General features: G+C 47.8%; 14 protein-coding genes. 3 read left to right on the top strand and 11 right to left on the bottom strand.

The window, feature by feature from the left end; genetic code table 11:
* Positions 1–43 precede the first annotated feature (43 nt).
* The 3 genes from QD47_RS15775 to QD47_RS15765 form a co-directional block, all read right to left on the bottom strand.
* Positions 44–1,033 (bottom strand): inorganic phosphate transporter, encoded by a 990-nt coding sequence (locus tag QD47_RS15775; RefSeq protein ID WP_014279878.1) that lies wholly within the window; start codon positions 1,031–1,033, stop codon positions 44–46.
* A gap of 14 nt (positions 1,034–1,047) precedes the next feature.
* Positions 1,048–1,662, bottom strand: coding sequence for a DUF47 domain-containing protein (locus QD47_RS15770; RefSeq protein WP_014279877.1), 615 nt, complete (start codon positions 1,660–1,662; stop codon positions 1,048–1,050).
* Positions 1,663–1,854: 192 nt separating this feature from the next.
* The gene (locus QD47_RS15765; protein ID WP_412177981.1) at positions 1,855–2,955 is read right to left on the bottom strand and encodes a DUF3048 domain-containing protein; all 1,101 of its coding nucleotides are present in this window, start codon (positions 2,953–2,955) and stop codon (positions 1,855–1,857) included.
* A 243-nt stretch (positions 2,956–3,198) separates the two neighbouring features.
* On the opposite strand from QD47_RS15765, the gene QD47_RS15760 reads away from it, so the two are divergent.
* Complete coding sequence (locus QD47_RS15760) at positions 3,199–3,717, top strand: DoxX family membrane protein (RefSeq protein WP_044647040.1); 519 nt, start codon at positions 3,199–3,201, stop codon at positions 3,715–3,717.
* A 108-nt stretch (positions 3,718–3,825) separates the two neighbouring features.
* Here QD47_RS15760 and QD47_RS15755 read toward each other — a convergent pair whose 3' ends face one another.
* Positions 3,826–4,005 (bottom strand): hypothetical protein, encoded by a 180-nt coding sequence (locus QD47_RS15755; RefSeq protein WP_044647039.1) that lies wholly within the window; start codon positions 4,003–4,005, stop codon positions 3,826–3,828.
* A 57-nt stretch (positions 4,006–4,062) separates the two neighbouring features.
* Here QD47_RS15755 and QD47_RS15750 point away from each other — a divergent pair, with 57 nt between their 5' ends.
* The gene (locus QD47_RS15750; protein ID WP_044647038.1) at positions 4,063–4,989 is read left to right on the top strand and encodes a hypothetical protein; all 927 of its coding nucleotides are present in this window, start codon (positions 4,063–4,065) and stop codon (positions 4,987–4,989) included.
* Positions 4,990–5,089: 100 nt separating this feature from the next.
* Here the strand turns inward: QD47_RS15750 and QD47_RS15745 are convergent, their stop codons facing one another.
* From QD47_RS15745 to QD47_RS15735, 3 genes are all read right to left on the bottom strand, one after another.
* On the bottom strand, positions 5,090–5,881 hold the full coding sequence (locus QD47_RS15745) for a dioxygenase family protein (protein WP_044647037.1): 792 nt from the start codon (positions 5,879–5,881) through the stop codon (positions 5,090–5,092).
* 92 nt (positions 5,882–5,973) lie between these two features.
* Entirely contained in the window at positions 5,974–6,798 is an 825-nt protein-coding gene (locus tag QD47_RS15740) for an alpha/beta hydrolase (RefSeq protein WP_044647059.1), read from the bottom strand.
* Between the two features lie 343 nt (positions 6,799–7,141).
* Positions 7,142–7,441 carry a hypothetical protein gene (locus QD47_RS15735; RefSeq protein ID WP_044647036.1) on the bottom strand — a complete coding sequence of 100 codons (300 nt, stop codon included), beginning with the start codon at positions 7,439–7,441 and terminating at the stop codon, positions 7,142–7,144.
* Positions 7,442–7,638: 197 nt separating this feature from the next.
* Between QD47_RS15735 and QD47_RS15730 the strand changes: the two genes are divergently transcribed.
* Positions 7,639–8,067, top strand: coding sequence for a hypothetical protein (locus QD47_RS15730; RefSeq protein ID WP_044647035.1), 429 nt, complete (start codon positions 7,639–7,641; stop codon positions 8,065–8,067).
* A gap of 140 nt (positions 8,068–8,207) precedes the next feature.
* On the opposite strand, the gene QD47_RS15725 is transcribed toward QD47_RS15730, so the two are convergent.
* From QD47_RS15725 to QD47_RS15710, 4 genes are all read right to left on the bottom strand, one after another.
* A complete protein-coding gene (locus QD47_RS15725) occupies positions 8,208–9,155 on the bottom strand; it encodes an ABC transporter substrate-binding protein (protein WP_044647034.1) in 948 nt (315 codons plus the stop codon).
* 88 nt (positions 9,156–9,243) lie between these two features.
* A complete protein-coding gene (locus QD47_RS15720) occupies positions 9,244–10,269 on the bottom strand; it encodes a FecCD family ABC transporter permease (protein WP_044647033.1) in 1,026 nt (341 codons plus the stop codon).
* Positions 10,269–11,354 carry a FecCD family ABC transporter permease gene (locus QD47_RS15715; RefSeq protein WP_044647032.1) on the bottom strand — a complete coding sequence of 362 codons (1,086 nt, stop codon included), beginning with the start codon at positions 11,352–11,354 and terminating at the stop codon, positions 10,269–10,271. Before QD47_RS15715 ends, QD47_RS15720 begins: the two co-directional genes overlap by 1 nt.
* A 200-nt stretch (positions 11,355–11,554) precedes the next feature.
* The gene (locus QD47_RS15710) at positions 11,555–12,529 is read right to left on the bottom strand and encodes a glycoside hydrolase family 43 protein (protein ID WP_044647031.1); all 975 of its coding nucleotides are present in this window, start codon (positions 12,527–12,529) and stop codon (positions 11,555–11,557) included.
* Positions 12,530–12,743 lie beyond the last annotated feature (214 nt).

Below are 12,743 nucleotides of genomic sequence, written 5' to 3'. Positions count from 1 at the left end.
TGTATCCTACAGTGTGTACTTATTTTCCGAGAAATAATGATGACTAAAAAAGAATTTTGAAAATCAAACCTGACAATAAGGCAGAAATTGGAATCGTAATAACCCAAGTAATGACAATGCGACCAGCCAGTGACCAACGCACAGCGGAAAAACGCTTCGCAGAACCAACACCCAAGATAGCCGAAGTAATGGCATGAGTGGTACTTACCGGTAAATGAAGCAACGTGGCTGTGAAAATAACCGAAGCTCCGGAAATATCAGCGGCGAAGCCATTGATCGGCTCGATTTTAAAAATCTTGGTGCCCATCGTCTTGATGATCTTCCAGCCCCCAATGGACGTACCAAGCGCCATTGCTGTTGCGGCCGAAATTTTAACCCACATCGGCACTTCCAGATGATCCTGATAACCCGCCGAAACAAGTGCAAATGTGATAATCCCCATTGCCTTCTGAGCATCATTCGTACCGTGCGTGAACGATTGAAGCGCTGCCGTAATGACCTGCATCGTGCGAAAACCTTTATTCACCGTATGCGGACTGCGACGAGCGAAGATGTATTTTAAAATCATCATTACGATATAACCGATTACAAAAGCAATCAGCGGGGAGAAAATAAGTCCCTCGACAATTCCGATGAAGCCACTCCAGTTCAATTTCTCCGATCCGGCTCCTACATACACAGCCCCCGCCAGCGCACCAATCAATGCGTGGGAAGATGAGGAAGGAATACCGAACCACCATGTGAGCAGATTCCAGATAATCGCTGCGATCAGCGTCGCAATGACGATATCAATCCCGTTCGTAAGCTTGGTAGGGTCAGCGACACTGCCACCAATCGTCTTGGCAACCCCTGTAAACAATATGGCTCCAAGAAAGTTCATGACCGCAGCCATAATAATTGCACGACGCGGCGTCAACGCACGGGTAGATACCGAGGTTGCGATAGCGTTCGCCGTATCATGAAAACCGTTAATAAAATCAAATGCCAGAGCAAGAAAAATAACAATACCCAATACCAGTAAACTTGTATCCATGTAAAAAGACTCCCTTACGAGTTACGCATAATGATGGATTCCAGCATATTTGCAACATCCTCGCATGAATCCGTTGTCGTTTCTAGGCGTTCGTACAATTCTTTGCGTTTAATCAGTTCAATGGGATCAGTTACAGTTGCAAACAGGTTTTTGATGCAAATACGCAACAGCTCATCCCCCTGATTTTCCAAATCATTCAGGCGAATGGTGTATTCACGGATGGCCAGCAGCTTCTTCTGTGAAAGCAAATGTACAGCCTTCTGGATTTCATAAGCCGACTGACGCAAAATATCAGCGAACTGCACAATATACTCGTCCGGCTCCGTAATGTTGTACATATAAAAACGAGAGGCTGTCGCTTCCAGACCGTCCAGCACATCATCCATGGTCGTTGTCAGTTCCATGATGTCGTCGCGTTCCAGCGGCGTAATGAAGGTCTTGTTCAGCTCAGTAATAATCGTGTGTGTGTAATCATCACACTTATTTTCATACTTCTTCATTTCATTAGTAAACAGAACCACATCTTGAAGATTTGAAGTATGTTGGGCAAAATAATCGGCTGCTTGCACGATTGTATCTGCCATATTTTCCAACGTCTCGAAGAATATATCCTTTTTCTTCAATCTCATTAACGATTACCCCTTTACGAAAATATCCGCAACCTGTTTCGACTGCATTAGACAACCTTTGCTATCTTATCACACTCATCAATGTTTTTGTAAAGTTTGTAAAGGCAAATTTCACAATATTAAGTATACATTACCCGACAAGGAAGTGCATTATCCGACAATATCTACCTCAAAAGGTGAATTAAGTATATTTCACTTCGCTTCTACACTTACATGCTCGTTCAACGAAACGTCCGCAGGAACCACATGTATATAGGATGTACCTGGTACTAACGGAATTTCAACTCCATTTTTCATAAAACGAATAGCATCACCGGGCTTATGCTGCCACTCAGCGTGTATCAACTTCCCTTGTTGAAACAACATAGCCTCTCCACCGCCTTTAAGCTCAACGCTCAATCGACCTACATCATCCAGCGTTTGGTGCCTGGTGCTCATCACAATGACATTGGCCGCAGAGAGCTGCTTGTTATTGTTTTGATCCACATGTGACTTTTCGTTCACAAAACGCTTATATTGCTGATCTGACGGATCGTAGGTGTAAGATACCTTGTAGTTTTTAAGCAAAAAGCGGATTTGCAAAGATACTGCCTCCCCGTCTCCCATGACCGAAGCTTCACCGGATTTAAGGTAGTTATATACCGGAACCACCGTCTGCTTGGCGTAGCCTTTACTTTCGCTTCCTTGGCGAAGTCTGTTCACATCTGTGTACAGATTGTGTGGAGGACGGCGATCCTTGCTTCTCCAGAAGTAAGCTCCCCCATTCGAAATCTCATCCAGATGCTCTTTTCGTTGCTGCTGTAAAATCGCATAAGCATCTGTACTTCCCCCGGCGTGTATCGGCAACGCCCCGTAAGTTTCGCCCAGCTCAATCAGATACGGCCGGATGCTGCGGACCGGGCCTATTTTCACATCACCGCCATGACTTTGGAAAAATGCTACCAAACGTGTAATTCCACCTTCTGCGAGAACTTCATATACCATGTCAGCCTCGCTAAGTCCCGCCTGAGGCCGTGCGGCTGGAGCATTATTAATCATAATCGCAAGCGGTCGTTCCAGAACAGGCAGCTCCACCGGAAGGCCGGTAAGCGGAGCTGTAAATGCCGAAATAGTCGGTTCCTTGGGCGGCTCAAGCGCCTCCGGCTGTGTTTGTTGCTTAAGCGGTTGAGGTGCGGGTTCTGATTCACCCGATTTGGACAAAGCAGAACAAGACATCATGGTCATACATAGCAAAACCGAGGTCATCACACGCAACCATTGGCTTCGATTGAAAATGGGCCCGGACAAATTCATCCCTCCAGTTAGACATTTTCCTCATTATAAGCGTTATTTCCTGTTTTTGTCTTGATTGAAACTCCTCATCACTATAGAATACTTATCTGAAGACATTAAAATTTAAAAAATATTCAGACTTTGTGATTTTTATCACAAATAACTGTAACTGAACCTAATACAATAAGGGTGTAGCAGAGATGATCATCCCAAACCAAATGAAATACAACCAACATTATAAGATAAGAAAGAGGAGTGGTTTGAATGTTTAACAACTGGTTGCGTGAAAATAAAGTAGCAATGTGGCTGCTGACTGTAGTACGGGTTTATCTGGGATATGAATGGATGACCCATGGACTTGAGAAGCTGACTGGCGGATTCGATGCTGGCGGATTTATCTCGGGGGCCATTGCTAAAACAGGCGGAGAACATCCCGCTGTACAAGGCTGGTGGGGATCGTTCCTTGAAGCCTTTGCTCTACCAAATGTCGGTCTGTTTAACGTCCTGATCCCACTGGGTGAGTTCCTGGTCGGAGTTGGCCTGCTTCTTGGTACACTGACTACATTAGCTGCCTTGATGGCAATGGTCATGAACTTCTCGTTCCTGTTCTCGGGCACAGTAAGCACCAATGCAATCTACCTGCTGTTTGAAATCTTCCTTGTCGTTGCTGGCGCAAACGCTGGACGGATTGGCTTGGATCGTTGGGTACTGCCCTTCCTGCGTGGACTGTTCCGTAAAAATAAAGATACCTTTCCAGCAGATCCTGCTCGAAAAATAGCTTAAGCTACCCAAAAAAACAACCGTTACCCTCCGGGCTAATGGTTGTTTTTTTGTGCAGCTATGCTGCCGTGGTTTATATGTTTCGTTTTTGTGCAGCTATGCTGCCGTGGTTTATATGTTTCGTTTTTGTGCAGCTACGCTGCCGTTGTTTATATGTTTCATTTTTTTGCAGCCTATGCTGCTGTATTTATATATTTCGTTTTTGTGCAGCCTATGCTGCTGACTTTCTTTTATATCCGATTCATCATTTCCCCAAACGTTTACAAGTTGGATACAACCCGGAATGCTCACGATACATTCCCCCTATACACTACAGTTACATCAAAGAAAGCCATGGAGGGTTATATCATGAAAAAAATCACCAAAGCCTACCTCATGCTCGCGACAGTAACTTTCACAGTACAGACTATGGGACTGGGATATCCATCACAAGCCGAAGCGGCAGTATCAACTACGACAACGTCTCAATCGGAAAGTGTGCAAAATATCTCCAACACCTTCGAGCAACTGCTACGTCAACCCGGCAAGCTGCCTCAGGCATTCGCTTATTTGCAAAAACACATTCAATCCATTCCAGCCTCTCAAGCCACCATCATGACGCTTCATCTGGAAAATGCACAGACCAAGCAATTGGATTCTTATTCACAAACCCTATACCCAACTTCTGTTCAAACCAAAATCAATACTATTTATAAACCCGGCGATTCGTTCACAAATGTAATTAGCCGCACCAAAGATACGAACCTGAAAAAATTACTGGCCCAAACCAGAGATGCTGGATACAAACTGGAAACCGCAGAAGGCATGTATTATCCTGTCATAAACTATGAAAAATATAAAGTGTTCGGGAAGCACACCACGGCAGATATATGCAGCTATATTGACATCATGGCAGTGGAATCTGGACAGGCGGCTACCAAGGATGCCGCACTGCATATCGGATATCAGCAGTTGTCTGGACGGGTGCTGGCACAGGAAGACTTTTTAAACAAATATCCACATTCCAACCGTACACTAGCTGTCAAAGAATTGCATGATCTGTACTATTTCTATACCTTCTACGGCACAAACAATACGCCATTATTCGATTACGATACCAAGAAGATTCATCCTAACGCCAAAAAAGGATATCAACTGGTAATTCAACGCAACAGTGGCTCAGCTAGTCCTTATGTACAAAAACTAAAAGCCTTCGTGGCACTACTGGATCAAAACGGGGATAAACATACTGCACAGGTATCCAACTGGCTGAAAAAGAACGTACCCACTTCCTGATCAAGTTTTACAGGAACACACCCTACAGTAACTCCCGTTATATACACAAAAGAACTTCCATTCCCACTAGCCATGTGGATTCGGAAGTTCTTTTTCACATTTACGTATCACGTTCTTGACCGAAAGCCCAACAATTGAGACTCAGTGAGCCTAGGACATAGGACTGAAAAAGCTTCTGCGCCGAGCGCTGGTCATCCGCAGCCCCCATCGCGTAAAACAGCGGTGAAAAATGCTCTATCCCATAAGAGGGAACCGCCTGTTTGGCATAAGGAGCCTTTTTGTCATATTGGAACAAATGACGCAAATTCCAGTCCTGAAGCTGCTGACCGATCCAGTTATCATATTGAACCGCCCAATCCGCAGGCTCATTCGTCTGCTTGAGTGTTCGCAAGTTGTGGACCAACCCACCGCTACCGATGATCAAAATGCCCTGTTCACGCAACGGTGCCAGCATCCGCCCAATCTCATACTGCTCCTGCGGAGCACGCCTGGAATCAATGGAGAGCGGGACGACCGGGATGTGCGCATCAGGATATATATGCCGCAAAACCACCCATGCTCCATGATCCAGTCCCCGGTTCCGAACCGGCTGGTGGAACAGGTTATGCTGACTGAACAGATGCTCTATCTCCTCATACAGCTTCGGATCGCCTGGTGCAGGGTAATCAAGTGTGTACATTTGTTCAGGAAAGCCATAGAAATCGTGCAACGCTGCATGCTGATCATCCGCGCCGATACATTGATCAGCACTATCCCAATGCGCGGAAAAAATGACTATTCCTTTGGGTCGGGGCAGGCTCGCGCCCAGCTCTGCAAGAAAGCTGGTGTATGCGTTGTTTTCTAAAGCCAGTGTCGGTGAACCGTGCGCAACAAAAATTGAGGGTAATGTCATCGCTGCCAACCTCCACACGCCAGTATAGTGTTACTCTTCCATTTTACTCCGGTGGAGGCGCAATTTCCAATACAATCCGTTACAGCCTGAAATCAGATCATCCAGTGCTGCCAATCCCGCTGAATATTCTCCTGCTCATCCAGCCATTCCAGCGTCCGGTCGATCAACCGCTGCCGCTCTTTACCGGAAGAGAAGGTGTGGTCTCCCTGAAAAATAATCTCTTTGTCACAGCGTCCCTCTGGACGCATCCAAAATACCTTTTGGAACAGGAATGCATAGTCCACAGGAATGATATCATCCGAGGTTCCGTGAATAACGAGCACATCGCCGTTAAACTTGACGGCCTCCTGAAACGGCTGGAACTGGGCAAGCGACTCAAAATATGAAGGTGTGAACTTATAGCCCAAATAGTCGGCCTGACCGCTTTTCACGGACTCATCGTACACGCTCCGCTCCGTAATTTTAACAATGTCATTGAACGGGTAGCCGACCGCAGACCAAAGCACCAGATTTTGTACTCTCTTGTCCCGTACTGCTGTGAGAAGAGCGACCGCGCCACCCAGACTGTGACCGATCAGCGTCACCTTGGTCGGGTCGATATCTGTACAATTCACGGCATAATCAAGCACGGTACGTGTCTGATTAATCATCGACTCCAGCCCTTGCTTGCCGTAGTCACCCGTACTTTCCCCGCAACCCGCAAAATCAAAGCGCAGGACAAAATATCCCCCTTCTGCAAGCTCACGAGCAGTCTTTACGAATAAACGATCTACCCCGATACGATTGCCCACAAATCCGTGGCATATCACTACGAGCGGTACCCGTCTCTGACGGTCTCCTTCATTCGGATTGCTTGGATAATGAATCGTTGCGGCCAGCTCCTCATTTTCAAAGCGAATTCCAATTTGCCGTTCCATCATGATTGTCCCCCTGTTTCAAGCTTCACCGTCACCAACCTGCTATGCTGCATGGGCAACCCTATCTTGCGAAGCTTCTTGTGATGATTAATGATTGGTAATTAATGATTTAAAGCGAATATGTCAAACGTATATTGTAACATGGATGCTCAGCAAAATATCTATTTACTTCAATTCCGATAAGTTTAATAAGTTTTATAGTAAAGTCAGTCTATCATTGCCCTGCTTCCTTGTCAACCTGTCAGTTATAACGGAGAAAAAACGAACAAATGGCGCTCCCCGCAACGATAACGAAGAACGCCATATTGCATTACTTGATGGGAAATTAACTTCATCCAGCAGACTATTCGTAGCTGTTCCTGAACATTTCGTGGGTCTCCGTACGCCCCTCCCACTCCAGTCTGCAAGAGGCACCGCTATTCTGATCCTCATGCCACAAGCTGCGGTAGCTCTCTTCGCCCAGATCACCTGCAAACTCGGTATCCTGAGCCCATTCAGCATCGTCCAGAATACGGTACGTCGGGAATGTTCCCTGAATGCTCCGATGACTCACGTTCACAGGCATCGCCTCCACGCTGTTTCTAACTGGAGCGGCTTCCAGCCGTTTATTAACCGTATAATCCGCCTGCTTATCCAGCTTCATGATGCCACATCCTCTCCACATTTACATTCAGGATGCTCCGCGTGCTCACCCTTTATCCAGTTTGAGGAGATTGCAGCGGTAATATACATTGCGCAGATAAAGCCTTTTGCCATCCGCAGCTTACTCACGTATACTGTTTTTGTTACGTATTGGTGGTTCCGCCAGACCGGAATACGCCCGCAAAGCAGGAGGAAGAAATGAATAAAGCCAAAAATTATACGCTTATTGCATGGATTGCCTTGTCCATGTTTTTTTTGACACAGGCGATCATCGGATGGTTTGTAACGTTCACAGGCGGAGATGTTGCTCCTTTTGAAAAAGTTAACCTGTCCACCCTGATCATCATCGCCGCAGGAGCCATTCTGCTGGTTGAAGCGCTGATGAATTTTATGGACCGCCCGGAAGAAGGCGAGGAAGCACAGCAAGACTATACGCCCGTGAAGCCCCGCATAGACCTCAAGTCCATCTTGCTGTATGTCGTGTTAGTCGTGGTGATTCTCGTCGCCGGGCTGGCCCTGCGCCGCGTACTGCCCGTGTTCAGCATTTCACCCTGGGTGAATCTGATCCTTGCCGCCATCGGCTTCATCGGTCTCAAGCCGATTTTTTTACGCAAAAAACGTTCATAAGACGCAATCCTCATCTGTACTCGGAGCTGCCCGATTTTTGTTCGTGGCGGCTCTTTTGGATATTTTACAATTCGCCAAAAAGCCGTATTCCCCACCTGCAATAAGTGCATTGGGAATACGGCTTTGATGTACGTTAAAGCTTATTTGGAAAAGAGTTGCTCTGCATTATCCAGAGCGATTTTGTGTCCCATTGCCGAATAGTCCAGCCAAGGCTGTCCGTCCAGCATGTAGACATGGCCCTGCTTCACTGCTTTGAGTCCTTGCCATACCGCGTTTCCTTCCAGTTGCGCATACACCTTTTGGGCATCCGCGCCTTTACTGATAATGACAAAGATCGCATCGGCATCATAATCCGGCAAAACCTCCTGGGATACGACCTGATATGCCTTGTTGATCTTTTCCACACCCTTGGCTGGCTTCAAGCCCAAATCCTGATACAACAGCGGTCCTACCGGGCGCTTCATGCCCATCACACGGACTTCCTTCGCCGTAACACGAATAGCCATCACGGTTCCGTCGCCGATTTTTTGATGGATCAGCTTTTTAACCCGTTCCTGTTGGGCATCGTAATCTTTCAGGAAAGCGTCCGCCTGCGCTTCATGCTTGACCATAACAGCTATTTTTTTCAGTTGGTCCTTCCATGTGCCCTCGTCCAGATCAAAGACCTCGGTCGGCGCGATTTTTTCATACTTGGCTACATCGGCTCCCGAATATTTTTTGTCGAGAAAAATATGGTCAGGTTGTAGATCCAGCACGGCTTCCATATCCGGGTCTGTGACAACGCCCAGCTTGCGGGTATTTTGGAGACGATCTTTTACATGGGGTAAAAAGTCCTTAACATCTCCACCGATGACCGAACCAGCCGGAGTAATGCCCAGCGCCAGCAAATTGTTCGTTAAATGAATGGACATAGAAGCAATACGCGAATCCGCGCTGACCGTTTTCTCACCGTTGTCCGCTGCTTTCGTATCGGCAGCTTTGTTGTCTGCTGCTTGTCCACAAGCGGACAGCACCACCATACATAAAATAAGAACCATGCCCACCCATGAACGCTTGAATCCTGAATAATAGGAACCATTTTTTGTCATTACTATTCCTCCTATGTCATAAAAGCTCCATATAAAATGATCTATATAGAAAGCTTCAGCTTGTTGGTTTATGTACCTATTCCATCTGTCATTTCGTACGGGACAGCAAAAATAAAAAATACGGAGCCCCTACCACAGCAACCACCACACCCGCCGGAATCGCATTCGGCTGAAACACAGAGCGTCCAATCGTATCCGCGGTGACCAAAATGACGATTCCGACAAAGCAGGCCACTGGCAGCAAATGCTGATACATTGGCCCAACCAGACGGCGAGCCAGATGAGGCGCAATCAGCCCAATGAAGCCAATACCTCCAGCCATAGACACACTGGCGCTGGATAGGGCCACGGCTGCACCCAGCAGCAACAGACGCTGACGCTTCACACTCGTACCGATTCCAGCGGCCGTCTCGTCGCCCAGCGACAGATTGTTCAGGCTGCGCGTCTGTGACAGAACGTAGGGCAACACAATAACTATCCACGGCAGCAAAGCCGCCGCATGTATCCAGTCCCGGCCCCATACGCTGCCAGCCAACCAACGTGCGGTGAACGCGTAAGTATCCTCATCGAGCCGCAAGGACCAATACAGCGTTATAGCGCTGAGGCCCGAGGCTACACCGATGCCGGACAGGATCAGACGCACAGGCACGATTCCTCTGTTCCGGTTATAGGACAACAGCACAATCAGCACCGCCGCCACGACACCTCCTGCAAAAGTAAACAGGGGGATCAGCACGGCTGCCGATCCTTCAAGATCGCGAAAGAAACTGACGAACATCACCAGTCCCAACGCAGCCCCCGCGTGAAGCCCCAGCACCCCCGGGTCAGCGAGTGCGTTCCGCGACAAGCCCTGCATAACAGCTCCGGCTGCTCCCAATCCGGCCCCAGCCAGTACCGTTACAACGATACGCGGCAGACGGTATTCGAACAGAACGGTATGATCACGTCCGCTTCCCCCGCCAAATAGAGTATCCAGCACGCGTAGCGGTGGAATGCGAATCGTTCCGGTATTCAGACCCAGAACAATGACAACAAAGCTGATCCCCGCCAAGACCAAACAGACGAGCCAAGCTTTTGACCTTCTTGCATCCCTGGTCCCTAAAGAGCGACTCACTACAAATCCCTCCTTTCCTTACGGGCGAGAAAGAGGAAAAAAGGCACCCCGATAAAAGACACCATAATACCAATAGCCAGCTCCTCCGGCGGATTCGCCATTCTCGCTCCCAAATCAGCCAACACCAGCAGCACAGCTCCCAATAACGCAGACAGCGGTACGATCTGGCGATAATCCACACCGATCAGCTTGCGGGCAATATGCGGAATAACCAGCCCTACAAAGCCGATGGCCCCGGCTGCGGACACGGACAACCCGGCCAGTACCACCACGGTCAGCAGACCCAGCAGCCGAATACGCTTGAGATTTAATCCAAGATTCAGTGCCACCTCATCGCCCATCGAAATCAGTGAAATAGAGCGTGCCAGCCCCATAGACCAAGCGATCACAATCAGCAAAATTGGCGCAAGAATCTCAAGCTGAGACCATTTGATTCCGGCGACACCACCCGCATACCAAAAGGCCAAATCCTGACTCAGATCAAAATAAATCGCAATTCCCGAAGTCATAGAGCCTAGCAGAGCAGCCGTCACTGCTCCAGATACGGTCAATCTCATCGGCGTCAATCCTCCGGGCGCGGAAGCTCCCAGACCAAATACCAGCAAGGTGCTCATCAGCGCCCCGAGGAATGACAATACGATTAACGTTCCATAAGGAAGATTAGGGAAAAAGGCAAAACTTACAGCGACCACAAACATCGCTCCTGCGTTAATGCCTAACACACCTGTATCTCCCAGCGGGTTGCGCGTAATACCCTGAATCAGAGAGCCTGCCACCGCCAATGCAGCTCCGATAACAGCCGCCCCCAGCACACGCGGTAATCTCAGCTCATGAATGATCTGATGTGTCATCAGTGAACGATCATAGTGGAATACCGCCGCCCATACCGTGCCTAAGGTCAAGTCCTTGGCTCCAAGAGAAATCGCGGCAAACATGGCCAAGGCCAGCAACACAGCAGCACCTATGAATAGCAGCGCCTGCCGAATCCGGCCCGCCCGGAGTAAAGGACGGGCTACCAAGGCTACTTCGGGAGCTGTGCCTTCTGTCCGAGCCGCATGTTTATCTGCTCTGCCTTTAAACTGCATTCGTGAGGTCACTCCCTCCATACCTGAAACCACCATAACGCTCATGACGATGGCGATAATGATAATTATTATCAACTTGATTCATAATAGCATGTTTCTATGACATTGCAAGCCAAAAACTGCTCCCCCTATGGAGGAACAGTTTTTGGATATACCTAGGTGAGATCGCTATATGGATGACTCCATGTAGCCCACATTTTTTAGTACGTAGGCCAACCTGCGGAGTCCCATTTCAGATCACTAATCAGCAGCTTTGGATTTCCGTTATCAGTCGCATCATAAGCATGACGCGCAATCACGCTATTGTTATAAATGGACTGACCGCCCGGTCCCTTCCAACGGTCATTCCCCGCATCCAATACGGTTCCGCCGCCATCCATCAGTTTTTTACCACTCTTGTCCACATACGGTCCAGTAATACTGGTGGAGCGACCGTAAATAATTTTGTAATTGCTGTTTACACCCTGGCAGCAGTTATCAATGGAAGCGAACAGATAATAATAACCGTCTCGGTATGTAACATGTGGAGCTTCCAGACCGCCAGCGGTACGCTTCGCGATGGAATAAATCTGCCCCGTAGGCTTCATCGTATTTTTATCCAGACGAGTCACTTTCAAGCCTGAATTCCATGAGCCGAAGGAAAGCCACGGGTTACCGGAAGCGTCAATGACCAGATTCGGATCAATGGCATTGTAATCATCAGATTGTGTCGTACGCAGCACCAGTCCATCATCTCTCCAGCTTCCGGCTCCTATGCTCGTTGCAGAAGTCAATCCGATGGCCGAAGTGCGGGATCCGAAAGTAGAAATGGAGTAGTAAACCCATACTCGTCCATTGTACTTTTGAGCATCCGGCGCCCACACATCGTTCGGGGTTTGATTAGGTACATACGATTTCCACCATGATGGCGGCGACAGGAATATTTGTGGTAATCTATAAAAATTACGTCCATCATCCGACCTTTGAACCTGTATCCCCTGCCCTGTTGAGAAAATATACCATGCATTGCCTTCCTTCGTAATGGACGGATCATGTACCGCCACATCGCCAGTTAACGCCCAATGCTCTGCCGATGCCGACGGAACCACTGATAGCAATAATGCAGCCGAGGTTACGGCAGCAAACGCCGTTCGAGCCAATTTACCCCGTACTGATTTTTTCCAGGATTTCAACACTCTTACGCACCTCCAAATTCGTTTTATATGATGAGAATCAGGTAATACACTATTACATTAGTGTTTATACTTATGAAGTTACATATATATTAACCTATCAACTTCATTTTTGTAAACGCTTTATTTCAAATAAAAAGAAATTCATAAACTACGCATAACGTTATGTACCCTGGAGCGACTGGAATCGAATTTTGCAAAATCCGGATACAAAAAA

The organism is Paenibacillus terrae (assembly GCF_000943545.1).
GTDB lineage: Bacteria > Bacillota > Bacilli > Paenibacillales > Paenibacillaceae > Paenibacillus > Paenibacillus terrae_A.
Note: the sequence above shows the minus strand (reverse complement) of the source record. Positions and strands in the feature narration are given on the sequence as shown.